The sequence below is a fragment of the Faecalibacterium sp. BCRC 81149 genome (assembly GCF_022750605.1).
Classification (GTDB): domain Bacteria; phylum Bacillota; class Clostridia; order Oscillospirales; family Ruminococcaceae; genus Faecalibacterium; species Faecalibacterium duncaniae.
Genome location: NZ_QXJA01000004.1, coordinates 144,595 through 168,621, shown reverse-complemented (window position 1 = coordinate 168,621; position 24,027 = coordinate 144,595). Strand labels below are relative to the sequence as shown.

The following is a 24,027-nucleotide window of genomic DNA, read 5'->3' as shown; positions in this document are numbered from 1 at the left end:
TTCCGTTACGGGTAAAATCAAGTGCCGGGTGGCGGCACCTGATTTTCAATAGACCTTGCAGCGTTACAGGTGGAATCAGGTGGTCATCTTGACCACCTGATTTTTACGAGTGGGAGTGACGTGTTACAGATAAAACCGAAGTTATCAAAATGAGAACTCCGGTGGCTCTGCCACGGATGCAATCAAGTTATCATCTTGGGAACCTGATTCGGCAGGGGCTACAAATCAAGTTACGGAAAGCGTAACCTGATTTCAGATAATCGCCCAAATTCCCACTTTGGGGATTTGGGAGTGAGCAATTAAGCGTTACGGTATTTTGGCACTTCCCAGAATGGGAAGTGCCACTTTACTAGATAAAAGCAGCACCGATGAGGAACTTGACAAACTTTGTCAAGTTCCTAAAAGAGAAGTGTGAACTGTCGCTTTACGCTGGCGGTAGTCTTTCTGCCGACAGGCATTGCTGCAATATCTGGCATCTGCCCGGATCGGTAAGAACTGCTCCCCGCAACAAGCGCAGGTGTACGTTCCACGTTCGTCACGCTTTTTAAGGCTTTTCCGCAGATTCAACATCTTGTGACCGCAGGTCTGAAAGCTGCAATATTTGCGGTTTCGGGTCTGGGTGTAGATGACCTTGCGGTAGTATTCACACTGGATTCTGCGAACGCTGGGGTCTCCGTCAATGAAATATTCCATCAGGGTGTCCTGATTTTCACGTTCCCATTGTTCTGTTGTCATAGGCATCCTCCTTTGGCTGTTACGGGTGTGTGGTGGATAATGAAAAGCATTATTGACCCCAAATGTTACGGGTATATGGTGGTTACCAAAATGGTAGCCACCACTTTTACACAATAAAGCGTTACGATTGTCTGGTTGGTGATCAAAATGATCACCAACTAAACTTTCCCTGTTATGGTTGAGTGGTGAGTTACGGTTCTCGTAACCTAGCACAGAGTGACCACGTTACAGCAATTTGGTAAGTACTGAAAAGCAGTATTCACCAGATTTCACCGTGGCTTGACAAAATGTCAAGTTGAGGTCAGCCGTAACACGGGTAGAATCAATGTGGACAATTTGTCCACATTGATTTAGGCTGCGGCAATTCACCTCGTGTGGACAAAATGTCTACATGAGGTGAGCCATAACGCAGAAGACCCTTCTGGGAAATGACGTTTTGCGTCATTCACCTCATCAACTGGCCATTTTGACCAGTTGATATTGGGTGCGCCGTTCTCCCTGCATGGATTTCCTGCCCCCTTCCGGTGGCGTTTTCCGGCTCTCCCTTGCGGGGTCATCGCCGGGTATCCCATGCAGACGGTCATGCGGTTTTCAAGGTGCGGTGCCAGATTTGACAATAAAAAATCGCCACACAACAACCTGAACCTGACCATCCCTTCCGGGATGGCCTTGGTTCGGGTTCGTTATGTAGCGATAAGAAAGTCAAAAACTTGCTCCGGCTCCTTCAGGAGCCGAGCTGGAACTCTAAGTAAATATGTTATATTAAATTGTTGGAATAGATTACCACAAAAATCGAGCTGTGTCAACAAAAAGTTTTGAGAGCACGCCACTTTCGGCAGTGTGTAAGAAAACACGCTGAAAACTTTGGCGAAAAGAGAGAGCCGGATGACTCGTTTTACTTATTTGTTTTTTACCAGCAGCGCCTGATAGGGTTCCAGCTCCACATCCGCCAGCCAGACGGAAGTGCCCTCCGGGGTGTGATACTCGCCACCCAGAGCGTCCAGACTGGCCCCTGCCGGGTACTCGGTAAAGTTGAACAGTCCCACCAGCGTTTCCTCGCCGCGCTTGCGTACCAGCGCCAGCACGCCGGGGTTGTGGCTGTCCCATGTGGTCACCCACGCATCCGGGGCAAAGCAGGGGTCTGCCCGCATTTGGCGCAGCTGCTCCATGCCCTGCCACAGCTGGTTTTGCAGCGTGCCCTTCCGGGTGCGCTGTTTTGCGTCCTCCCAGTTGAATTTTGTGCGGTGCAGGTTGCGGCTGTCCTCCACACGGTCGGGGTCGTTTTTGTAATCCCAGCCGTTGAGTTGTGCGATCTCATCCCCGCAGTTCAGCATGGGGAAGCCCTGCAAGAATGCCATAGCAGTGTGCAGCAAAAGGTCACGCTTCACCGCATAGTCCAGTGCGATTTTATCGCCCTTTTCCAGTGCTTGCTCCACGCCGCACAGGCTGGCAGTGGTGCCGCAGCTGCGGGCATCGCCGGTAGCAGGGTCGTAGTTGTACAGTTCGCCCTTTGCCCAGCTGCCGGGGAAATTGCCCTCGTAGAAGTGGTAGAGATACTCCTTGTGCTTCTGCGGGTCGATGCCAAGCCGGTTTTCCACCGCCTCGTCCAGACCCCAGCCGATATCATCGTGGCAGCGCAGATAGTTCACGAACCAGCAGTTGTCCGGCAGTGCGTGGAGGGCATCCAGCTGCGCTTTCAGCAGCCGGGTGTCCCGGCTGGCAAGGGCACCCCACAGGTTGACCATGGTGGACACGTTGTAGAGCATATGGCATTCCGGCTTTTCCGGGGTGCCGAAATAAGCTGCCAGCTCCTTGGGAGCCATGACCACCTCGCCCTTGAGGATGACCGCCGGGCAGACACATTCCAGCACCATGCGGAGCATCCGCACGATGGTGTGTACCTGCGGCAGATTGCGGCAGGTAGTGCCCAGCTGCTTCCAGATATAGGGTACCGCATCAATGCGGAACACTTCCACGCCGAGGTTGGCAAGGTGCAGGATGCTCTTGGTCATGTCTACGAACACTGCCGGGTTTGCGTAGTTCAGGTCCCACTGGTAGTCGTGGAAGGTGGTCAGCACCCACTTGTGCATCTCCTCACACCATGTGAAGTTGCCGGGCGCGGTGTTGGGGAACACCTGGGGCACAGTCTGCTCGTACTGGTCGGGGATGGTGCGGTCCTCGTAGAGGTGGTAATAGGCCTGAAACCACGGGTCGCCCGCCTTTGCCGCCATGGCCCAGCGGTGGGTGCTGGCGGTGTGGTTCATGACAAAATCCAGACACAGGCTGATGCCGGCTTTCCGCAGCTCCCGGGTCAGGTTTTCCAAATCTTTGTTGGTGCCGAGAGTCGGGTCTACGGTATCGAAATCCTCCACCGCATAGCCACCATCGTTGTGGGGGTGGGGCATCTGCAGCAGGGGCATCAGGTGCAGATAGGTCAGCTTCTGCTCCTTGAGGTAGGGCAGCTTCTTTACCAGCTCTTTTAAATTTCCGGCAAAGAGGTCGGTGTACATGGTCATGCCGAACATATTGCCCCGCTTGTACCAATCCGGGTCGGCAGAGCGTGCTTTGTCCAGTGCTTTCAGTTCCGCACTGCGGGCGTTGTAGGCTTCTGCCATCTCCCGCTCCAGAACTTCCAGCCCTTCCCGGTTGTGGTACAGTTCCATGAACAGCCATTCCAGCTCGTCCTTGTGCTTGGCAAACCGAGACGCAAATTCCTGTTTTGCTGCCATGGTTCAGCCCTCCACTTCTGCAAGGGTGGGCATGGCGGGGATCGCGCCGTGGCGGCTGGTGGTAATGCTTGCCGCCTTGTTGGCAAAGGCAAGAATGCTTTCCAGTTTGTCCACCGTCAGGGTGTCCAGCTCCTCCTTGCAGAGCTTGGACAGAGCGGCACCAAAGAAGGTATCGCCTGCGCCGTTGGTGTCGCCCACCTTGCAGGGAACGCCCGTCACATGGCCGGTCTTGTCCCCAAAGCGATAGAACACGCCGTTTGCACCCAAGGTGACAAAAATCAGCCGGATTCCGTTCTGTGCCAGTTGTGCCGTGCCGCTTTCGCAGTCGGTGGTGCCGGTGAGCAGGGGCAGCTCCTCGTCGGAAACTTTCAGGATATCCACCAGCGGCAGGGGTGCCTTCATCTGTGTGACAGCTTCCTCTTTGTTCTTCCAGAGGTTTGCACGGTAATTCGGGTCATAAGTAATGACAGCACCCAGCTTTTTGGCACGAGCAGCAGCATCCAGCGTGGCGGTGCGGGAGGGGTCAGCGGTGAGGCTGACCGAGCCGAAGTGGACGATTTTGGCAGCTTTCAGAGCGCCCTCCGAAATGTCCTCTTTGCTCAGCATCACGTCAGCGTTGGCACTGCGGTAGAAGCTGAAATCCCGCTCGCCGGTGGCATCCACTGACACGACTGCCATGGTGGTGGGGTGGTCTGCATCCACCGCCATGCCGGAAACGTCTACCTTATTTTCTGCCAGAACCTCTTTCAGGTAGCGGCCAAAGGCATCCGCACCCACCTTGCCGATAAAGGCGGTCTGTGCGCCCAGACGGGCGGCAGCCACAGCCAGATTTGCCGGGGCACCGCCGGGATTTGCGGCAAATTGAGGAATGCCGCGCGCATCCTTGCCGGTCTGGGTCAGGTCGATCAAAACTTCACCAATCGTTAAAATGTCCATGGTTGCTCTCCTTATTTTTATCCTATAAGTTAAAACCCAACGATCACCGCTGGAACAGATAATGAATGTAAGCGGCTGCACGCTCCGGGTGCGGTGCATTCTGCACTACCCCAAGATAGACCTTGCCAGAAAAACCTGCCTGCCTGACAAACGGCGTGTCCGAAATATCCAGCACGGTCCCACCGGCGTTCAGACCCGACAGTGCATGGAAAGACGCATCCAGTGTCCGCAGATCAAGAAAATAATCATCTGCCAACAGTCGATCCCGTGCATATTCGTCCATCAGAACAACATCTAACCGCTGGGCACTGACTGCACCCAGCAGCTTCATCTCTGAAGCATATACATACTGCTCCTCTGCGCGTTCGCTCTCGCTGAGCAGCAAGCCGGACAGCAGATCGACCTGTTGCTTTTTGGTCAGACCCTGCGCCTCGGCAAAGCCGGTGGTAAGCTGTTCTGTCAGATCAGACCCGGCAGTGATATTTACCAGACCAAGGTAAAGCACATCCTCTTTTTTCGTCACATGGCGGTAGGCTGCATAGCCAAGGATATAGACGACGATGAGCACGATCGCAATGGGCAGCTTGTAATATGCCCAGATGTGCTCCCACTTTTTGCGCCCATGGAGGGAGCGGAGCGTATCCCGGTCAGTTTTCGTCATGGTCGTATTCCTCGTGTGCTGCATCAGGGTCTCCACCGATCAGATAGAGGATCCGAAGCATCAGAAAGGAGCAGAGCATGGCGCAGAAGCCCATGCCCAGCAGGAATGCAGGCGTGAACACAAACACGATGACGTACCCCATGATGCCATAGATCGCCGCCATCAGCAGGGTGCAAAACAGATACCGGACACCCACGAGAAACGCTGTTTTCAGGATGCCGAAGGTGGTGTTTTCAAACCGTGCCAGCAGAGGAAAGGCATACAGCAGAACGATGCCGTACAGAACTGCCGCACCAATAAGCACTGCAGTGAGCAGCGTCCAGAAAATGTTTTCGCTCCACATTCGGCGCAGCACAAAGCCATCCGCAGCCAGGAAACTGCCGACTGCCAGCAGGATAAGCCAGAGTTTTGTGGCAGGCTTAAAATTTTCCCGGAACGCCTTAAAAAACATCCGGGTCAGACCATCGTCCCGATCTTCCGCCATTTTGAGTGTGACGTAGAACAATGCGGTCGTAGAAGCCCCTATGGTAACGATGGGCAGGCTGCACACGAGCCATAGGATGTTCAGGTAAGCACTGTAAGTCAATTTCGTCAGCACAGCAAACAGCGGCTTGTCCGTATTGCACAGGTCACGCATGGGGGTTCTCCTTTCGCTCAATCTCCTGTGGATTCGCGCAGGATCAGGTTGGTTTCCGTATAGACGGTGCGATAGTTCAGCGATGGCTCTTCGATGCGGGTCATAAGCAGATTGGCAGCGGTGTAGCCCATGATCTGTCCATGGATATGGATCGAAGTCAGATGGGGGGCAAAGTAGGAAGCCTCCTGACTGTCATCGAAACCGCAGACCCAGATATCATCGGGAACCGAATACCCCAGCTCATCCAATGCCTTGACCAGATCCATGGCAACAAAGTCATTGGCGCAGACAAAGGCATCCGGCATCGTTTTGAACCGACGTATGGTTTCGTACAGGGATACCGGATAGTTCTGCTGTCCAGATGGCATCGCACAGGTGCTCAGGCCCTCTGTCAGACCAAAGTGCTCCACTGCATCCCTATAAGCCATATAACGCTCAAAGAAGGACTGACAGTGGTTTTTATCCCCCGCAAAGCTGATGCGTTTTTTGCCGCGCTGGACCATGTGGGTCACCGCATTCTGGATCTCAATGCGGTTTTCCATATAAAGGCGGTCAGCTTTAAGAGGAGGAAGCATATTCATCACAGGGCTGTCTACAAACAGCAGCGGAACATCCAGATCGCACAGCATCTGTGCGTAGTCATAGTCGAATACTTCAAAGCAGATGATGCCGGCTGTGCGCTGGATGTTGAGAGAAGATGGAAGTTTTTTCTCTTTCAGCTCTATGGGAGAAATGCGATGAATGGTCATGCCGCTGTGCAGATGGTTAATTTCCGACTGGAAACGATCCAGCATCGTGGAGGAAAAGTGAGAGCTGCTCAGAAACTGGGTCGTCAGCATGGCGATCTCCCGTTTGTCACTCGGCAGAATGAAAGGCTCTGCTGCTTTTGCAGCGTCTTCCTGAAACAGCGGCAGATAGGCGAACTGCTTATAGCCCATTTCGGCGGCTTTGCGCAGGATCTTTTCCCGTGTGGCATCTGCCAGCACACCGGTGTTGTTGATGGCCTTTGAAACTGTGTTGCGGGAAAGCTGCAGTTCGTTTGCAATATCCTGAATGGTGACCTTGGTTGCCATAAGTCATCCTCTTTCTTTATAATATAGGAGCGGATGTTCTTCTTTTATAGATAAAGTCTGGTGACGGATCTTGTTCTTTATGACTCCAGTATAGTGCAAATGCACAAATTAGTCAAACGTAAAAATGCAAATCATCATTTTGCATATTTGCGCACGTTCGAATTTGTGCATCTGTACAAATCCACAGTATTTCTTGATATATACTATGAATTATCGTTGACATTCGCTTGCTTGCGTGGTATAAATGAATTACAGAGTTTTACATTTGCACAATCAAAGTAAAAAGTGCAAAACTCAAAGGTGCAAATGTAAAATGCAAATCAAGCGGCAAGCAAATCAAAAAGGAGGAGAATGATTCATGAAAGCAAAGACAGCCTCGTCGGAAACGGCTGTGCTGGCAGCAGAACGCAAGCTGCACAACACATGGGTCTACATCAAACGGCATTGGCAGCTTTACCTGTTGTTCCTGCTGCCTGCCGTGGTGCTGACGCTGGTGTTCAAGTACGCTCCCATGGGCGGTGTGCTGATCGCGTTCCAGAAGTACAATCCCTTCAAGGGCATCTGGGGCAGCGAGTGGGTAGGCTTCAAAAACTTTACCCGCTTCATGTCCTCGCCGGACTTCCAGCGCTATCTGATCAACACCCTGAAGCTGAGCGTCTACGGTCTGCTGTGGGGCTTCCCGATCCCTATCCTGCTGGCATTCCTGCTCAACCGTATCGAGAGCAAGAAGATCAAGCAGAAGGTGCAGCTGGTGCTGTATATGCCCAACTTCATCTCGGTCATCGTGCTGTGCGGCATCGTCCGGGTGCTGCTGAGTGTCACCGGTCCGGTGAACGGCCTGCTTCACACCAGCATCAATTTCATGACGCTGCCGGAAGCATTCCGCCCCATCTACATCATCAGCGGCATCTGGCAGGGTGCCGGCTGGGCATCCATCATGTACACCGCATCCCTTTCTAACGCCAGCAAAGATCTGAAGGAAGCTGCGATGATCGACGGCGCAAACCTGATCCAGCAGATCATGACGGTGGAGTGGCCCGCCATTAAGGATATGGTCGTGATTCAGTTTATCCTGCAGGCAGGCAACATCATGAGCATCGGTTTTGAAAAAGCCTATGCCCTGCAAACCGACCTGAACCTGAACACTGCCGAGATCATTGCAACGTACGTTTATAAAAAGGGCCTGTTGGACGGCGATTACAGCTTTTCCACGGCAGTCGGTCTGTTCAACACCGTTGTCAACGTCATCCTGCTGATCGCAGTGAACAAGATCGTTGCCAAAATGAACGATGGCAAGGGCTTGTAAGGAGGGGTTTACCATGGCAAAACAGAAAAAATCAAAAATGGCCCTCTACACCAGACAAGATAAGATCATCCTGTACTGCGGCTACGCACTTCTGGGCTTGTTCCTGCTGGCGATCATCGTTCCGATGATCTACATCGTCATCGCGTCCTTTATGGACCCGGTCACTCTGCAAAACAAGGGCATTTCCTTTGATTTCAGCAAGTGGAGTCTGGATGCTTACCAGCGTGTCGTTTCGGACAAGCAGATCTGGGTCGGCTTCAGGAACGCAGTACTTTACTCGATCATCTTCACCATCATCTCGGTCGCTGTGACGATGCTTGCCGCTTATCCCATGTCGCTGCCGGACTTCAAAGGCAAAAAGATCTTCAACACCTTGTTTGTGATCACGATGTTTTTCAGCGGCGGTCTGATCCCCACCTACCTGCTCATCAATAATCTGGGTCTGCTGGATTCCATGTGGGCGGTCATTCTGCCGGGAGCATTCAGCGTGTGGAACATGATCATTGCCCGTACCTATTATCAAGGCATCCCGCGTGAGCTGCGTGAAGCTGCGGATGTGGATGGAGCCAGCGAGATGCTTTACTTCTTCAAGATCCTGCTGCCCGTCTGTATGCCGGTGGTGGCAGTTCTGGCCCTGTGGCAGTTCGTGGCAATGTGGAACAGCTACTTTGACGCCATGATCTACCTGAACAGCGCATCGAAGCAGCCGCTGCAGCTGGTGCTGCGTTCCATCCTGATCCAGAGCCAGCCGGAATCCGGCATGATCGCAGATATCCAGAGCACTGCCGAACGTGCGAAGATGGCAGAGCTGCTCAAATATGCAACCATTATTATTTCCAGTCTGCCGCTGCTGGTGATGTATCCCTTCTTCCAGAAGTATTTTGATGCCGGCATCATGGCTGGTTCCATTAAAGGCTGAGGATATTCCAGAATTTTATGAGCCGGTACGCTCATCTGTTACACGAAGAAAGAACCACAAAAAAGGAGAAAATACCATGAAAAAGCTGATCTCTCGCCGCAACTTCCTCAAGGTCTGCGCTCTGGCGGGCTCTGCCGCTGCTCTGTCTGCCTGTGGCGGCGGCAAATCCACCGGCGGCAGCAATTCTGCTGCCGCAGCTGTGGACGTGACCGGTGCCGTTACATTTCCGCTGTCCGAAAAGGTCACCTTTACCGGTATGACCAGCTTCCCTGTGGGCAGCGAATCCGAGCCGAACAACCGCACCATCTTCAAGCGTCTGGAAGAGCAGACCAATGTGCACATCGACTGGACCGCCATCCAGTCCGACCAGTGGAGCGATAAGATCACCCTGAATATGTCCAACCCCAACACCCTGACGGATTTTGTTTTTACTGCTGATTTTACCGACAGCAATCTGCTGCGCTACGCAGATCAGGGTGTCATCCTCAATCTGGAAGACTACATTGACAACAATATGCCTAATCTCCAGAAGGTCTTTGAGCAGTACCCGGAGTACCGCACCATGTGTACCGACAGCGATGGCCACATCTGGGCACTGCCCTGGATCGAGCAGCTCGGCTCAGAAAAGACCGCCATCCAGACCATTGGCAACATGAGCTTCATCAATACCAAGTGGCTGAACTTCCTCGGTCTGTCGATGCCCACCACAGTGGACGAGTTTGAACAGGTGCTGATGGCATTCCGTGATAACGCCGCTTCTATCAAGGCAGAGTATGGCATTGACGGCGACATCATCCCCATGTCCTGCATCGTCAACAACGGCGATCAGGACCCCAGCATCCTCATCAATGGCTTTGGCGAAGGCTACGGCGATGCAGACAAAGACCGCCATATCGCTGTTACCAACGACCGGAAAGTCATCTGTGCCGCCACCCAGCAGGGCTACCGTGATGGTCTGGACTGGCTGCATAAGCTGTATGCCGAAAAGCTCATTGACCCGGAGTGCTTCACGCAGGAGTGGTCCACCTATGTCTCCAAGGGCAAGGCTGGCCGCTATGGTGTCTGCTTCAGCTGGGATGTTGCCAACATTGACAATCTGACCGACTGGGAGCCGCTGCCTGCCCTGACCGCCGATACCCGGAATATCACTCCGCAGAACGGCTCTTTCACCAGCGGCTTTGGCCGCGGCAAGTGCGTTGTTACCGCAAAGGCGACTAATCCTGCACTGGTTTGTGCATGGCTGGATCAGATGTACGCACCCCTCCAGTCTCCTCAGAACAACTGGGGTACTTACGGCGATACGGAAGGCTTTAACATTTTTGAAATGTCCACCAACGATAAGGGTGAGCCCATGCTGAAGCACGCTCCTCTGGGCGATGCTTCTCCCGTGGAAGTCCGTGAGGCGCAGTGTGTCGGCGGGCCTCTGGCGGTTCTGGATGATTACTATGGTGTATACGTTACCTGCCCGGACGATGCACAGTACCGTCTGGACTGGATCAAGGATATCTACACCCCGGATATGAACAACGATTATGTCTATCCCAATGTCTTTATGAGCAACGAGGACACCGAGCAGGTCTCTAACCTGCAGGCAGATCTGCAGACCTACATGAATACGCAGAAGGCAAACTGGATCATGAACGGCACTACGGATGCAGAGTGGAACGAATATCTGAGCAAGCTGGAAGCCTACGGCCTGTCCGACTATCTGGGCATTATGCAGAAATATCTGGATGCTTACTACGCATAAGAATTCTTTCCTTTGGAGGATTCCATGAACGGTTTGACTTTACAAAAAGCCCGTGCCTACGAGGCCGAGCACGGCGCAGCCATTTCCCCGGCGGAACGCCCTGCCTACCACATGACCCCCTATGTGGGCTGGCTCAATGACCCCAACGGCTTCTCCTACTATAAGGGGCAGTATCATCAGTTCTATCAGTATAATCCCTACGATGTGCGGTGGGCGCCCATGCACTGGGGTCACGCCGTCAGCACCGACCTGCTGCACTGGGAGTATCTGCCCTGTGCGCTCGCACCGGATTCCCCGGCAGACAATGGCCCCGGCTGCTTCTCCGGTTCTGCCACCGAGATGGATGACGGCAAGCAGCTGCTGATGTACACCAGTGTGGTGGCAGAAAAGCAGCCCAATGGGGAGATGCGGGACATCCAGACCCAGAGCATCGCCATCGGTGACGGTCTCAACTACGAAAAGCCTGCCTGCAACCCGGTGCTGACCCAGAAAGACCTGCCGGAAGGCTTCAGCAGGTTCGATTTCCGGGACCCCAAGATCTGGCGTGAGACCGACGGCACCTACTCCGCCGTCACCGTCTGCCTTGCCGAGGACGGCAGCGGCGCAGCGGCACTGTTCCAGAGCAAGGACGGCTTCGACTGGCACTTTGTCACGGTGCTGGAACGCTGCAACAATCAGTACGGCAAAATGTGGGAGTGCCCGGACTTCTTCCCGCTGGATGGCAAGCAGGTCTTGATGCTGGGGCCCATGGAGATGCTGCCCAAGGGCGAGTTCCACAACGGTCACAACGTGATTGCCTTCATCGGCAGCTACGACCAAGCCACCCACACCTTCACCAAGGAAAATGTGCAGCTGATGGACGGCGGCATCGACTTCTACGCCACCCAGACCACCCTTGCCCCGGATGGCCGCCGGATTATGACGGCATGGCTGCAGACCTGGTCGGACACCGAGGATAAGCCCCAGGGCTGCAAGTGGTTCGGGCAGACCATCTGCCCCCGGGAGCTGCATATCAAGGACGGACGCATTATTCAGACCCCCGTGCGGGAGCTGGATGCCGTCCACGGCAAGCGCACCTTCCACAAAAATGTGACGGTGCAAGGCGAAACAACGCTGGAGGGCATCAAGGGCCGTGTGGCCGATCTGACCGTCACGGTGCAGCCCGGCGAATACCGCTCCTTCACCCTGAAGCTGGCCGCCGATGCAGACCATCACACCAGCCTGACCTATGATCCCTACACCTCTCAGCTGACGCTGGATCGCAGCCATGCCGGTTCCCGTGCCGACATCGTTCACCGCCGCAGCTGCAAGGTGCGCAGCCAGAACGGTGCGCTCAAGCTCCGCATCCTGCTGGATAAGAACAGCATCGAAGTTTTCGCCAACGATGGTGAGCAGACCATGACCGAATGGATCTACACGCCCCAGTCTGCCGACGGCATCACCTTTGCTGCCGATGGCAAAGCAACTGTTACGGCAGAACAGTTTGAGCTGAATCTGTAACCTGATATTCCCATCATTTCTCCTTCATTGAATACAGCCCCGCTTTGGCTTCTTCTTCACCAAAGCGGGGCTGTGTTTTTGTATGGGTTCTATGCTTTCTGCCCTGTTCCGGGGGCTTTTTTGTGTCCGGGAGGCGGCGTTTTCTGAAAACGCAGCCAAACTGCAAAAAAAGTTACAATTTTCTCATCAAAAAAGGCGGTTTCCCATTGACAGCCTTGTTATAATAGGAGTGTAAGATTTTTGAGCCAGCACTCTGCGGCTCTGATTGCTGAACGGCCCTTGCGGGCTTTTGGAAAAAGAAAGAGGCATACAGCATTATGACGAATATCGATATTTTCTCCGGCTTCCTTGGTGCCGGCAAGACGACCCTGATCAAGAAGCTCATCAAGGAATCCTTTGCGGGCCAGAAGGTGGTCCTGATCGAGAACGAGTTTGGTGAGATCGGCATCGACGGCGGCTTCCTGAAGGAGTCCGGCATCCAGATCAACGAGCTGAACGCAGGCTGCATCTGCTGCTCTCTGGTGGGCGATTTCCGTGCCGCTCTGCAGCAGGTGGTGGAGCAGTACCACCCCGACCGCATCGTCATTGAGCCCTCCGGTGTGGGCAAGCTGAGCGATGTCACCCGCGCTGTGGAGGGTGTGGCTGAGCATCTGAATGTGAAGCTGAACAGCTTTGTCACCGTGGCCGATGTCAACAAGGTCAAGATGTATATGAAGAACTTCGGTGAGTTCTATGATGATCAGATCAGCCACGCAAGCTGCATCATCCTGAGCCGCACCCAGACCGCCAGCGAGGAGAAGATCGCCGCTGCGGTCGCCATGCTGCGCGAGAAGAACCCCACCGCTACCATCGTGACCACCGCATGGGATTCCCTGACCGGCGAGCAGATCCTGAAGGCCATGTCCTCCAAGGACGATTTCAAGGCAGAGCTGATCGCCATGGCTGCCAAGGCCAATGAGGAGCACGCCGAGGAGGACGAGGAAGAAGAGCACGAGCATCATCACCATCATTACGATGAGAACGGTGTGTGCAGCTGCGGCCATCACCACCATGATCACGATGACGATGACGACGATGATGAGGACGAGCACGAGCATCACCACGACCACGAAGAGGATGACCACGAGGAGCACTGCTGCCACCACCATCACGACCACGACAATGAGGATGACGATGACCATGACGAGCATGAGCATCATCACCACGATGAGGACGGCCACTGCTGCTGCGGCCATCACCACCACCATCACCACGACCACGATGCCGACGAGGTGTTCACCAGCTGGGGTGTCGAGACGGCCAAGAAGTTCAGCAAGGCAGACATCGAGCATGCACTGACCGAGCTGGACGGCGGCAAGTACGGCATGATCCTGCGCTCCAAGGGCATCGTGGACGGCGGTGCCGACGGCTGGCTGGAGTTCGATTACGTCCCCGGCGAGTGGGAAGTGCGTCAGCGCGGTGCTGATGTGGGCGGCAAGCTGGTCGTCATCGGCTCCAAGCTGGACGAAAAGGCCATTGCCGCACTGTTTGGCTGCTGAGCTGCAAGTTGTGTAAGGAGAAAAACCGATTATGGCAAACGAGATCCCGGTTTACCTGTTTGTGGGCTTCCTCGAAAGCGGCAAGACCAAGTTCATTCAGGAGACCTTTGAAGACCCCAATTTCGACTCCGGCGACAAGACCCTGCTGCTGGTCTGCGAAGAGGGCGAAGAAGAATATAACGAGAAGAAGTTCGCCTTCCCCGGCGTGACCCTGAAGGTCCTCGAGGATAAGGCAGAGCTGAACCCCCAGAATCTGGCCAGGCTCGAGAAAGAATCCGGCGCAGGCCGTGTGGTCATTGAGTACAACGGCATGTGGCTGCTGCAGGATCTGGCCAACAACCTGCCCGAGAACTGGATCGTCTACCAGTGCATCGCCACGGCTGACGGCACCACAGCCTTGACCTATGCCCGCGACAACTCCATGCGCTCTCTGCTGCTGGACAAGATCGCCCGCAGTGAGCTGATCGTGTTCAACCGCGCCGAGGCCGTGAACAACGATGCCGCCCGTCAGGAGCTGCACAAGCTGGTGCGTCAGGCCTCCCGCAAGTGCGATATCGCCTATGAGTTCGCCGACGGCAGCGTGGCATACGATGACATCCCTGACCCGCTGCCCTTCGATCTGAACGCCCCGATCGTTGAGATCGGTGAGGACGATTTCGGCATCTGGTATATGGACTGCCAGGACGAGCCCCAGAAGTATACGGGCAAGACCGTCCGGTTCCTGGCGCAGGTCTGCCAGACCAACCGCGCGGGCAAAAACAGCTTTGTGCCCGGCCGTTTTGCAATGACCTGCTGTGTGCAGGATATCCAGTTCGTGGGCTTCCCCTGCAGCTATGATGGCTACAAGGCACTGGAGCAGCGCGCCTGGGTCACTGTGACCGCCAAGGTCAATTACAAGTTCCACAACATCTACCGCGGCAAGGGCCCGGTGCTGACCGCCATCTCGGTGGAGCCCGCCGAAAAGCCGCAGAACGATGTCGTAACATTCTCTTAATCCTATCTTATACAGGGAGGACTTCACCATGAAAACTCTGTTCCGTGTTCTGGGTGCCGTTGCCGCTGTGGCTGTTACCGGTGCCGCCATCGTCGTGCTGGACAAAGTTCTGAACGACAAGGACCCGCTCCACGTCGAAAACGTGGAGTTCCCCGAGGAAGCTGAAAAGGACCCCGCCGAGGCCGAAAAGACTGCCGAAGCCTACGCCGAGGGCGAGGCCAAGGAGACCGCTCCCGGTGACGCATGGCCCCCTGCCTTTGAAAAGGCTCCTGCCGAGCCCGAGACTGCGCCCGCAGCCCCGGTGGTGGAAGCTGCCCGGGCAGAGGAGACTGCCGAGGAAAAGCCTGCGGCAGAGGAAACGACCGTGAATCCTGTGGAGGCAGGCCCTGCCGTTGCCCCCAAGGATGAGAACGGCAAGTTCGATGCCACCAAGATCGCGGAGGCCAGCGATTTCACCGGCATCGAAGAGGAATCCGGCTGCAAGAGCTGAGCAAAGCAATAAAAGGACGCTGTGCCGCAGGGCACAGCGTCCTTTTTCTGTCTGGGTCATTTCCGCAGGGCTTTGGCGGCTTCGGTGCCTGCCACGGCACCCTCGTACACGGCCTTGGCAACCTGCAGCAGCCCGCCGGTGCAGTCTCCGGCGGCATACAGGCCGGGCAGGGAGGTCTGCATGTGGTCATCCACCACGATCCGGCTGCCGTTCACCTCGGCTCCCAGCTTGCGGGCCAGGGCGGTGCTGCCTGCCACGCCCAGCGCCACGAACACGCCGGAGACTTCCAGTGTCCCGCCGTCTTTCAGCTGCACGCCGGTGACCCGCTCCTCGCCGAGGATGGCTTCCACGGCTTCCGTCCGCACGGCCACCTCTGGCGGGAACTGTGCCGTCAGCGGGGTCCCGCCCGTGAGCAGGGTGACGCTGTGGGCCACGGGCAGCAGGGCCTGTACCTCGTGCAGGGCGTACTCTCCGCTGCCCAGCACGGCCACATCCCTGCCGCGGTAGAAAAAGGCATCGCAGGTGGCGCAGTAGCTCACGCCGTGGCCCTCCAGCCCGGCAAGGCCCGGAATGCGGGGCGCTGCCCGGGAAGCCCCCGTGGCCAGAATGACGGCATCGGCAGGGAAATCCCCGGCCAGCGTCTCCACGGTCAGCTTGTCGGTGTAGGTCAGGCCCACGGCTTCGGTGGTGACGAACTCCACCCCCACGGCCTTGGCACCCTCGATGCCCCGGCGTTCCAGCTCGGCACCGGTGATGGGTTCGGCAAAGCCGTAGTAGTTCTGGATGAGTTCGGCCCGGTCCAGTGCGCCGGGACCCTTGGTCAGAACGGTGGTCTGCACCCCGGCGCGTGCGGCATACAATGCCGCCGAGACACCTGCGGGGCCGGAACCGATGATCACAATGTTAGACATGGCAGTTTCTCCTTATGGTAGGTTGTACAGAGGATAGCTTGATCTTATGATAACTATTATACCTCAACTCCCCGCACTTTTCATCTCCGACGAACTGTGCTATACTGAAAACATCGCAAGAATCGACACCATGGAGGGGAAAAACCTATGTCCAAGCAGCGCCTGCTTTTTATCACCACCGGCGGCACCATTGCCAGCGTGCGCACCGCACAGGGGCTCAAGCCTGTTCTGACCAGCGAGGAGCTGCTGGCCCATCTGCCGGAATTACAGCAGCTCTGCTGCCCGGAAACGCTCAATCTGTGCAGCATCGACAGCACCGACCTTGGCCCGGAGCACTGGCTGATGATGGCCAAAGCCGTGCAGGAAAATTATGCGCTTTACGATGGCTTCATCATCTGCCACGGCACCGATACGCTGGCCTACTCGGCGGCGGCGCTGTCCTACCTTATCCAGAATGCGGACAAGCCCATCATCCTCACGGGTGCCCAGCAGCCCATTTCCAATGAGATCACCGATGCCAAGAAGAACCTGCGGGACAGCGTGATCTGTGCCCTTGATCCGGGCAGCCGGGGTGTGATGGTGGTATTTGGCGGGCACGTCATTGCGGGCACCCGCGCCAAGAAGAACAAGACCATCAGCTACGATGCCTTTGCGTCGGTCAACTTCCCGGCGCTGGCGCTGGTGCAGGGCGACCGGCTGGTACGGTATGTGGCTTCGCCCTGGCCCACCGGCCCGGTGGAGTTTGGCCGGGCGCTGAACCCCAAAGTGTTCCTGCTCAAGCTGACCCCCGGCCTTGGGCCGGAGCTTATCCCGGCCATCTTTCAACAATATGACTGCGTCATTGTGGAAAGCTTTGGCGTGGGCGGCATTCCCCAGCGGCTCATGGATGCCTTTGCCGAGGAGCTGGGCGATTACGACCAGACCCACAAGATCCTGATCCTGACCACGCAGGTTACTTATGAGGGCAGCGATGTGGGCATTTACGAGGTGGGCAAGCGGGTCAAGAATCGCTTCCGCTTCCTGGAGGCCCACGATATGACCATTGAGGCCGTTGTCACCAAGGTCATGTGGCTGCTGGCCCAGAACTGCGAGAACTTTGACCAGCTCCAGCAGCGCTTCTACCGGCAGATCAATTTTGATACATTCTATCATTGAAACAAACGGGAGATGCCCCACCGGCACCTCCCGTTTCTGTTTGAAAACTTTTTGTCCGCCACTCGTGGACTTTTGGCGAATCAGGATAAAGTTTTGCCAAAAGGCTTGCACTTTGATGCTTTACTGTGGTAAAATCGAAGTGTACTTTCATTTGGAAAGACAAGGGGGAAAAAGTATATGACCAACATCTGCATCATCGCCACCATCATCATCTATCTGGTGGCAATGCTGTTGGTTGGGTTTGCATACAGCAAGTCCAACAATGACAGCACCGATTTCTACCTTGGCGGCCGCAAAATGGGCCCGCTGGTCACGGCCATGAGCGCCGAAGCCAGCGATATGTCCAGCTGGCTGCTGATGGGAATGCCGGGCCTTGCCTACCTCACCGGCATCGCCTCGCCCGGCTGGACCGCCATCGGCCTGGCGCTGGGCACCTGGCTGAACTGGCTCATCGTGGCCCGGCGGCTGCGGCGGTATTCGGCCAATCTGGAAGCCATCACCGTGCCGCAGTTCCTGTCTCTGCGCTTCCACGACCAGCGCAATCTGCTCAACGCATTGGGTGCGGTGATCATCATCGTGTTCTTTGTGCCCTACACGGCTTCGGGCTTTGCCGCCTGCGGCAAGCTGTTCCACAGCCTGTTCGGCGTGGATTACATGGCGGCCATGGTGGTCTCGGCCTGCGTCATCGTGGGCTATACCATCACGGGCGGCTTCCGCGCCGTTACCACCACCGACCTCATCCAGTCCATCGTGATGAGCCTGGCCCTTGTGGCCGTGCTGGTGTACGGCATTGGCGCGGCAGGCGGCTGGGATGCCGTTGTGGCCAACGCTCAGAGCCTGCCCGGCTACCTGACCATGATGGGCAGCCACAACGCTGCCGAGGGCACGGCCACCTCGTACAGCCTGCTGGACATCGTCTCCACCATGGCGTGGGGCCTGGGCTACTTCGGAATGCCCCACATCCTGCTCCGCTTCATGGCCATTGAGGATGAAAAGAAGCTGGTGCTCAGCCGCCGCATTGCCAGCGTGTGGGTCATCATTGCCATGACCGCCTCCATCATCATCGGCATGGTGGGCCTTGGCATGACCAAGGCAGGCGCGCTGGAGTACCTGAGCGGCTCCTCCAGCGAGACGGTCATCGTCCGCATTGCAAACCTCATTGCGCAGCACGGCATTCTGGCAGCCGTTCTGGCGGGCCTGATCCTGGCGGGCATCCTTGCCGCCACCATGTCCACCGCCGACAGCCAGATGCTGGCTGCCGCGTCCAGCGTCTCCCAGAATATCCTGCAGGAGTTCGGCCACATGAAGCTGACCGAACGCCAGAGCCTGTTTGCTGCCCGCCTGACCATCATCTGCGTCAGCGTGGTGGGCGTGGTGCTGGCCCGTGACCCCGATTCCAGCGTGTTCGGCATCGTCAGCTTTGCATGGGCCGGTTTCGGCGGCGCGTATGGTGCCGTGATGCTCTGCGCCCTGTTCTGGAAGCGCTGCAACTGGCAGGGCGCACTGGCCGGGATGCTCGCCGGCGGCCTGATGGTCTTTGTCTGGAAGTACCTCGTCAGCCCTCTGGGCGGCGTGTTCGGCATCTATGAGCTGCTGCCTGCCTTCCTGACCTCGCTGCTTGTCTGCGTGGTGGTCAGCCTGGTCACCCCTGCCCCCTCGAAGGAGATCGAAGCCGAGTTTGCGGCGGCGAAATAAGAAACAATAGCAAGGGCCATTGCACGGGAATCTGTGCAATGGCCCTTGCGCTTTATATGCGGCGCACAACGCCGTTCTCAACAAAGAAAAGATTCGGCTAAGAAAAAATATTTTGTATACAAAAAAGAAAAAATTGTTTGTGCAGAGTCACGAAAATGCCGCATAAATTAAAGTATACAACAAGGAATGCTTTAAAACCGTAAAATTGTAAGGATATACCATAAAAAAATACTAACATTTTGGAAGGAGATGCCGTATCATGGATTTATAAATGAGCATACGGCTTGCGGGCCGTGTGCCAAAATTGTCCGGAAATTTGAGGAAGGAGTATTTTCATGGGAAAATCAACAGTGGATGCGTCTGCAGGGTTTGGATTGCGTGATAAACTTGCATACGCAGCGGGTGACTTTGGCTGCAATATGAGTTTTGCGCTCAAAGGTTACCTGACGATTTATTGGACGCAGTTTATGGGGATCGACAACTACCTGATGGCATCCCTTCTGCTGATCGTGCAGATCTGGGACGCAATCAACGATCCGATTATCGGAGCAATGGTAGATGCGGATACGCGCAAATACCGCCGGAACAAGTTCCTTGCCTATATCTGGTTCGGTGCGATCGGACTGACCGTGGCCGGTGCACTTTGCTATCTGCCGTTCCCGCAGGCTCCCGGTATGGTCAAGAACATTCTGTTTGTGGCAGGCTATATGATCTGGGATGCTTTCTACACCGTTGCAAATGTGCCGTATGGCTCGATGCTGTCTCTGATCTCGGATGACCCGATCCAGCGTGCACAGCTGTCGACTTTCCGCTCCATTGGTTCTATGGGCGGTGGGCTTCTGACCGGTATGCTGATTCCGGTGATCATTTATGATAACCAGAACAACCTGCGCGGTGAGCAGATGTTTGTCATCGCTCTGATCATGGGTTTGATCGGTCTGGTCTGCTTCCGCTTTATGGTCACGAACACAAAGGTGCGTGTGGACACCACGATCACTTTGAAAGAGGATGCACCGAAGTTCAACGTCATGAAGGCGTTCAACAACTTTATCCATAATCGCCCGGCTGTGGGCGCAACGCTGGCACCTATCGCAACGTTTATTGGTATGTATGGTGCCTCTACTGCAGGCCAGATCCTGTTCCAGGCTTATTTCAAGAATGCAAAGATCTCCGGCCTTGTGGGTATGATCTCCTACTTTGGCGTTTTCATTTTCAGTCCTTTTGTGAGCCGTATCGTCAAGCGCTTTGGCAAGAAGGAAGCCGTGACCTTTGGTTCAGTAGTCTGTGCGCTGGCCTACGTCCTGATGTTGGTTCTGCCCATCACACCGGACGGCCGGGGCCTCAGCCTTTATGTCCTGTGTCAGATCATTGCAATGCTGGGCGGCGGTGTCGGAAACTGCCTGAGCTGGTCTCTGATGGCAGATGCGATCGATTACAACGAGTGGAAATTTGGCGTGCGAGAAGAAGGCACTACCTATGCACTGCACTCCTTCTTCCGTAAGCTTGCACAGGGCATCGGGCCTTCTCTGGGCCTTGTTCTGGCAACCAAACTGGGCTATGATGCATCTCTGAAGGCTGCACAGACGATCGAAGTGGCAACCCGGATGCGCTATCTGGTGCCGGTCATGTATCTGGGAAGCTATATCGTGATGATCATTGCGTACGGCGTGGTGTTCAATCTGGATAAAAAGACGCTGGCGCAGATGGAAAGCGATCTGAAAGAACGCCGTGCAAAGAACGAAAAGTAAAGGATCTTAAAATCAGAGGAATATAAGAACGGAAACCTTCTGATAAGATGATAGAAAGCCCTCCTTTCGCCTGAGTGCGACAGGAGGGCTTTCTTTTTTTCAGTTGATCAGAATCGCCATCATCTCAGCGCAGGGGACCACGAAGCCGAACCCGAAGAAGAACAGCAGGTCGAGCACAAACTTCCAGAGCCGGACAGTAGGGGAGCAGAAGTTCATGGAGCGGGTGACGGAGGCACCTATCTCACCCCAGTGTCGGTAGTAGCCGGTCTGCTCAAAGTTGTTCCAGAGCTCCAGCGAGAGAAATTCTATCCCGACGAACAATGGGAAAAACACCCAGGAGGGAAGCCAGCCGTCTGCCTGCAGGTTCCCATTGCTCAGGGTACGCCAGTGGACGGCCATCCGGCCCGGGCAGGCGAGGATGCCCCAGATGGCCAGTGCGGCACTGAGCCAAAACAAAACTGCCCGTACCGAGCGCCAGTCAATGGATTGTTGACGGCGCAGCAGGGTAAAGAAATCTTCCAGCGGGACTTCCGGTGCAATATCTGCTTCCTGCGGGTCGCGGCAGTGCATCAGGTCGGCAAGGGTCAGCCCCAGCGCGTCGGCCAGTGGTTCCAGCGTGTTGATGTCCGGCAGGCCGACCCCGCGTTCCCATCGGCTGACGGCTTTATCCGTTACATGAAGCTGTTCGGCCAGCTCTGCCTGTGTTAATCCTTGTGACTTGCGCATCCGGGCGAGAAATGCCCCGAACGTTTTCGCATCCATTGTGCTCACATCCTTTGGAAAAAGGATAGCATACCACGCACCAAAAGGCAATCGATGCTTCGTTTACAGACGCTGAAACGCAAAAGCTCCCCACCCTGTGCTCGGTCAATGAGCACAGGGTGGGGAGCTTCTTTATATGGAGTTCAGAAGAAAAATGCTGGGATCAGAGCTTACAGCTGGGGGCCGGCAGAGACCAGAGCCTTGCCGTGCTCGTTACCCTCGTACTTCTTGAAGTTCTTGATGAAGCGGCCAGCCAGATCCTTGGCCTTCTCCTCCCACTGGGAAGCGTCGGCGTAGGTATCGCGGGGATCCAGGATGCCGGTGTCAACACCGTTCAGGACGGTGGGAACCTCGAAGTCGAAGTAGGGGATCTTCTTGGTGGGCACGTTGTTGATATCGCCGTTCAGGATAGCATCGATGATGCCACGGGTGTCCTTGATGGAGATGCGCTTGCCGGTGCCGTTCCAGCCGGTGTTGACCAGGTAAGCCTTAGCGCCGCTCATCTTCATCTTCTTGACCAGCTCCTCAGCGTACTTGGTGGGGTGCAGCTCCAGGAAAGCCTGGCCGAAGCAAGCGGAGAAGGTGGGGGTGGGCTCGGTGATGCCGCGCTCGGTGCCAGCCAGCTTTGCGGTGAAGCCGGACAGGAAGTAGTACTGGGTCTGCTCGGGGCTCAGGATAGAGACGGGAGGCAGAACGCCGAATGCGTCAGCAGACAGGAAGATGACATTCTTTGCAGCAGGTGCAGAAGAGACGGGACGGACGATGTTCTGGATGTGGTTGATGGGGTAGGACACACGGGTGTTCTCGGTGACAGACTTGTCAGCGAAGTCGATGTGGCCCTCGGCATCCAGAGTGACGTTCTCCAGCAGAGCGTTGCGCTTGATGGCGTTGTAGATATCAGGCTCGGAGTCCTTATCCAGGTTGATGACCTTTGCGTAGCAGCCGCCCTCGAAGTTGAACACGCCGTTGTCGTCCCAGCCGTGCTCGTCATCGCCGATCAGCAGACGCTTGGGATCGGTGGACAGGGTGGTCTTGCCGGTGCCGGACAGACCGAAGAAGATGGCGGTGTTCTCGCCGTTCAGGTCGGTGTTGGCGGAGCAGTGCATGGAAGCAATGCCCTTCAGCGGCAGGAAGTAGTTCATCATGGAGAACATGCCCTTCTTCATCTCGCCGCCGTACCAGGTGTTGACGATGACCTGCTCCTTGCTGGTGATGTTGAACATAACAGCAGTCTCGGAGTTCAGGCCCAGCTCCTTGTAGTTCTCGACCTTGGCCTTGGAAGCGTTGTAAACAACGAAATCAGGCTCAAAGTTCTCCAGCTCCTCAGCGGTGGGCTTGATGAACATGTTGGTGACGAAGTGTGCCTGCCAGGCCACTTCCATGATGAAACGGACAGCCATGCGGGTGTCCTTGTTTGCGCCGCAGAAAGCATCCACAACGTACAGGCGCTTGTTGGACAGCTCCTTCTTTGCGATCTCCTTCACGGCAGCCCAGGCTTCCTCAGAAGCGGGGTGGTTGTCGTTCTTGTACTCGTCGCTGGTCCACCAAACGGTGTTCTTGGAGTTCTCGTCCATCACGATGAACTTGTCCTTGGGGGAACGGCCGGTGTAGATGCCGGTCATAACGTCCACAGCGCCCAGCTCGCTGACCTTGCCCACTTCGTAGCCTTCCAGGCTGGGCTTGGTCTCTTCCTCGAACAGCTGCTCGTAAGAGGGGTTATACACGACCTCGGTCGTGCCGGTAATGCCGTACTTGCTCAGATCTACCTTTGCCATGATACTTATACCTCTTCTTTCGTTCAGATCAATTCTGATCGCGCGACGCACATGCCCTTAGCCAATGGGCAGCGCGGGCGATGAAGAAATACAGATGCGTATTCTCCTGTTTACCATTATACATAAAAACGTTCCAAAATCAACCAGAGGGAACAAAAGGTTCTTATAAATGTAACAAATTTCATTCAGAATCTTAGCTGTTTGAAGTGATTTCATAAGAAGGAAGGGGAACCGCGGCGAACAAAATAAAGAAAAGAGACCCAAAACACAACTTTGATAATATTTTGTCGATTCTGGATGCAATCGGGTATCCCAGAGCGGAAAAACCGGGGCGGGAGGCCCGCAGCACAAATTTCTGAAAAACTTGAAATTTCCTGTTGACAAAGTACGACTGCTATGCTAAAATAATCGAGTCGGGAGCAAAACCCCGATGCAAAAATGGACGTATGGCCCGTTGGTCAAGCGGTTAAGACAGAGGCCTCTCACGCCTTTAACATCGGTTCGATTCCGGTACGGGTCACCATTTTATAGTAGTAAAACGGCTGTATGCCGTTTTATATAGATGCCTCTTTAGCTCAGTCGGTTAGAGCACCTGACTGTTAATCAGGGTGTCGCCTGTTCGAGTCAGGCAAGAGGCGCCAGTAAAGCGATGGAAATGTTCCATCGCTTTTTTCTTTTTGTTGACAGAAAATTGCACAGGGGATATACTGGAG

General features: G+C 55.3%; 19 protein-coding genes and 2 tRNA genes. 12 read left to right on the top strand and 9 right to left on the bottom strand.

Features of this window, described 5'->3' with window-relative positions; all coding sequences use genetic code 11:
• Positions 1-390: 390 nt before the first annotated feature.
• The 6 genes from D3F01_RS06990 to D3F01_RS06965 form a co-directional block, all read right to left on the bottom strand.
• Complete coding sequence (locus tag D3F01_RS06990; RefSeq protein ID WP_242887384.1) at positions 391-735, bottom strand: hypothetical protein; 345 nt, start codon at positions 733-735, stop codon at positions 391-393.
• Between the two features lie 899 nt (positions 736-1,634).
• The gene (locus tag D3F01_RS06985; RefSeq protein ID WP_242887381.1) at positions 1,635-3,464 is read right to left on the bottom strand and encodes an amylosucrase; all 1,830 of its coding nucleotides are present in this window, start codon (positions 3,462-3,464) and stop codon (positions 1,635-1,637) included.
• A gap of 3 nt (positions 3,465-3,467) precedes the next feature.
• On the bottom strand, positions 3,468-4,400 hold the full coding sequence (locus D3F01_RS06980; protein WP_242887378.1) for a carbohydrate kinase: 933 nt from the start codon (positions 4,398-4,400) through the stop codon (positions 3,468-3,470).
• A 43-nt stretch (positions 4,401-4,443) separates the two neighbouring features.
• Positions 4,444-5,061: a hypothetical protein gene (locus D3F01_RS06975; protein ID WP_015564179.1), complete on the bottom strand. Its 618-nt coding sequence runs from the start codon at positions 5,059-5,061 to the stop codon at positions 4,444-4,446.
• Positions 5,048-5,698 (bottom strand): DUF624 domain-containing protein, encoded by a 651-nt coding sequence (locus D3F01_RS06970; RefSeq protein ID WP_242887362.1) that lies wholly within the window; start codon positions 5,696-5,698, stop codon positions 5,048-5,050. The genes D3F01_RS06975 and D3F01_RS06970 overlap by 14 nt, the downstream gene beginning before the upstream one ends.
• Positions 5,699-5,715: 17 nt before the next feature.
• Entirely contained in the window at positions 5,716-6,771 is a 1,056-nt protein-coding gene (locus D3F01_RS06965; RefSeq protein ID WP_242887359.1) for a LacI family DNA-binding transcriptional regulator, read from the bottom strand.
• Between the two features lie 358 nt (positions 6,772-7,129).
• On the opposite strand from D3F01_RS06965, the gene D3F01_RS06960 reads away from it, so the two are divergent.
• The 7 genes from D3F01_RS06960 (at position 7,130) to D3F01_RS06930 (ending at position 15,268) form a co-directional block, all read left to right on the top strand.
• Positions 7,130-8,077 carry an ABC transporter permease subunit gene (locus D3F01_RS06960; protein WP_117535009.1) on the top strand — a complete coding sequence of 316 codons (948 nt, stop codon included), beginning with the start codon at positions 7,130-7,132 and terminating at the stop codon, positions 8,075-8,077.
• A 13-nt stretch (positions 8,078-8,090) separates the two neighbouring features.
• The gene (locus D3F01_RS06955; protein ID WP_173012883.1) at positions 8,091-8,996 is read left to right on the top strand and encodes a carbohydrate ABC transporter permease; all 906 of its coding nucleotides are present in this window, start codon (positions 8,091-8,093) and stop codon (positions 8,994-8,996) included.
• 76 nt (positions 8,997-9,072) lie between these two features.
• A complete protein-coding gene (locus tag D3F01_RS06950) occupies positions 9,073-10,746 on the top strand; it encodes an extracellular solute-binding protein (RefSeq protein ID WP_242887356.1) in 1,674 nt (557 codons plus the stop codon).
• A 24-nt stretch (positions 10,747-10,770) separates the two neighbouring features.
• A complete protein-coding gene (locus D3F01_RS06945; protein WP_242887353.1) occupies positions 10,771-12,246 on the top strand; it encodes a glycoside hydrolase family 32 protein in 1,476 nt (491 codons plus the stop codon).
• Positions 12,247-12,563: 317 nt separating this feature from the next.
• Entirely contained in the window at positions 12,564-13,784 is a 1,221-nt protein-coding gene (locus D3F01_RS06940; protein WP_242887350.1) for a GTP-binding protein, read from the top strand.
• Positions 13,785-13,815: 31 nt separating this feature from the next.
• Positions 13,816-14,778 carry a GTP-binding protein gene (locus D3F01_RS06935; protein ID WP_156076219.1) on the top strand — a complete coding sequence of 321 codons (963 nt, stop codon included), beginning with the start codon at positions 13,816-13,818 and terminating at the stop codon, positions 14,776-14,778.
• A 28-nt stretch (positions 14,779-14,806) separates the two neighbouring features.
• Positions 14,807-15,268 (top strand): hypothetical protein, encoded by a 462-nt coding sequence (locus D3F01_RS06930; RefSeq protein WP_242887346.1) that lies wholly within the window; start codon positions 14,807-14,809, stop codon positions 15,266-15,268.
• Positions 15,269-15,324: 56 nt separating this feature from the next.
• Here the strand turns inward: D3F01_RS06930 and D3F01_RS06925 are convergent, their stop codons facing one another.
• Positions 15,325-16,179: an NAD(P)/FAD-dependent oxidoreductase gene (locus tag D3F01_RS06925; RefSeq protein ID WP_242887343.1), complete on the bottom strand. Its 855-nt coding sequence runs from the start codon at positions 16,177-16,179 to the stop codon at positions 15,325-15,327.
• Between the two features lie 147 nt (positions 16,180-16,326).
• On the opposite strand from D3F01_RS06925, the gene D3F01_RS06920 reads away from it, so the two are divergent.
• The 3 genes from D3F01_RS06920 to D3F01_RS06910 all read left to right on the top strand — a co-directional run bounded on the left by D3F01_RS06920 (position 16,327) and on the right by D3F01_RS06910 (position 20,777).
• A complete protein-coding gene (locus D3F01_RS06920; protein ID WP_117533839.1) occupies positions 16,327-17,334 on the top strand; it encodes an asparaginase in 1,008 nt (335 codons plus the stop codon).
• A 177-nt stretch (positions 17,335-17,511) separates the two neighbouring features.
• Complete coding sequence (locus D3F01_RS06915; protein WP_242887340.1) at positions 17,512-19,029, top strand: sodium/proline symporter; 1,518 nt, start codon at positions 17,512-17,514, stop codon at positions 19,027-19,029.
• 335 nt (positions 19,030-19,364) lie between these two features.
• Positions 19,365-20,777, top strand: a complete 1,413-nt coding sequence (locus D3F01_RS06910) for a glycoside-pentoside-hexuronide (GPH):cation symporter (RefSeq protein ID WP_242887337.1) — start codon at positions 19,365-19,367, stop codon at positions 20,775-20,777.
• 99 nt (positions 20,778-20,876) lie between these two features.
• Here the strand turns inward: D3F01_RS06910 and D3F01_RS06905 are convergent, their stop codons facing one another.
• A complete protein-coding gene (locus D3F01_RS06905) occupies positions 20,877-21,539 on the bottom strand; it encodes a helix-turn-helix transcriptional regulator (protein ID WP_242887334.1) in 663 nt (220 codons plus the stop codon).
• Positions 21,540-21,709: 170 nt separating this feature from the next.
• The gene (pckA, locus tag D3F01_RS06900) at positions 21,710-23,314 is read right to left on the bottom strand and encodes a phosphoenolpyruvate carboxykinase (ATP) (RefSeq protein WP_097771399.1); all 1,605 of its coding nucleotides are present in this window, start codon (positions 23,312-23,314) and stop codon (positions 21,710-21,712) included.
• A 448-nt stretch (positions 23,315-23,762) separates the two neighbouring features.
• On the opposite strand from pckA, the gene D3F01_RS06895 reads away from it, so the two are divergent.
• Positions 23,763-23,837, top strand: a tRNA-Glu gene (locus D3F01_RS06895).
• A 41-nt stretch (positions 23,838-23,878) separates the two neighbouring features.
• Positions 23,879-23,955: transfer RNA gene (locus tag D3F01_RS06890), tRNA-Asn, on the top strand.
• Positions 23,956-24,027 lie beyond the last annotated feature (72 nt).

What these genes read in the sequence shown, in the direction of transcription:
- D3F01_RS06960 (WP_117535009.1), top strand. Translation starts at nt 7,130, where the DNA reads ATGAAAGCAAAGACAGCCTCGTCGGAAACGGCTGTGCTGGCAGCAGAA.
- D3F01_RS06980 (WP_242887378.1), bottom strand. Translation starts at nt 4,400, where the DNA reads ATGGACATTTTAACGATTGGTGAAGTTTTGATCGACCTGACCCAGACC.
- D3F01_RS06940 (WP_242887350.1), top strand. Translation starts at nt 12,564, where the DNA reads ATGACGAATATCGATATTTTCTCCGGCTTCCTTGGTGCCGGCAAGACG.
- D3F01_RS06915 (WP_242887340.1), top strand. Translation starts at nt 17,512, where the DNA reads ATGACCAACATCTGCATCATCGCCACCATCATCATCTATCTGGTGGCA.
- D3F01_RS06970 (WP_242887362.1), bottom strand. Translation starts at nt 5,698, where the DNA reads ATGCGTGACCTGTGCAATACGGACAAGCCGCTGTTTGCTGTGCTGACG.
- D3F01_RS06920 (WP_117533839.1), top strand. Translation starts at nt 16,327, where the DNA reads ATGTCCAAGCAGCGCCTGCTTTTTATCACCACCGGCGGCACCATTGCC.
- D3F01_RS06985 (WP_242887381.1), bottom strand. Translation starts at nt 3,464, where the DNA reads ATGGCAGCAAAACAGGAATTTGCGTCTCGGTTTGCCAAGCACAAGGAC.
- D3F01_RS06975 (WP_015564179.1), bottom strand. Translation starts at nt 5,061, where the DNA reads ATGACGAAAACTGACCGGGATACGCTCCGCTCCCTCCATGGGCGCAAA.
- D3F01_RS06945 (WP_242887353.1), top strand. Translation starts at nt 10,771, where the DNA reads ATGAACGGTTTGACTTTACAAAAAGCCCGTGCCTACGAGGCCGAGCAC.
- D3F01_RS06930 (WP_242887346.1), top strand. Translation starts at nt 14,807, where the DNA reads ATGAAAACTCTGTTCCGTGTTCTGGGTGCCGTTGCCGCTGTGGCTGTT.
- D3F01_RS06925 (WP_242887343.1), bottom strand. Translation starts at nt 16,179, where the DNA reads ATGTCTAACATTGTGATCATCGGTTCCGGCCCCGCAGGTGTCTCGGCG.
- D3F01_RS06955 (WP_173012883.1), top strand. Translation starts at nt 8,091, where the DNA reads ATGGCAAAACAGAAAAAATCAAAAATGGCCCTCTACACCAGACAAGAT.
- D3F01_RS06935 (WP_156076219.1), top strand. Translation starts at nt 13,816, where the DNA reads ATGGCAAACGAGATCCCGGTTTACCTGTTTGTGGGCTTCCTCGAAAGC.
- D3F01_RS06905 (WP_242887334.1), bottom strand. Translation starts at nt 21,539, where the DNA reads ATGGATGCGAAAACGTTCGGGGCATTTCTCGCCCGGATGCGCAAGTCA.
- pckA (WP_097771399.1), bottom strand. Translation starts at nt 23,314, where the DNA reads ATGGCAAAGGTAGATCTGAGCAAGTACGGCATTACCGGCACGACCGAG.
- D3F01_RS06950 (WP_242887356.1), top strand. Translation starts at nt 9,073, where the DNA reads ATGAAAAAGCTGATCTCTCGCCGCAACTTCCTCAAGGTCTGCGCTCTG.
- D3F01_RS06910 (WP_242887337.1), top strand. Translation starts at nt 19,365, where the DNA reads ATGGGAAAATCAACAGTGGATGCGTCTGCAGGGTTTGGATTGCGTGAT.
- D3F01_RS06965 (WP_242887359.1), bottom strand. Translation starts at nt 6,771, where the DNA reads ATGGCAACCAAGGTCACCATTCAGGATATTGCAAACGAACTGCAGCTT.
- D3F01_RS06990 (WP_242887384.1), bottom strand. Translation starts at nt 735, where the DNA reads ATGACAACAGAACAATGGGAACGTGAAAATCAGGACACCCTGATGGAA.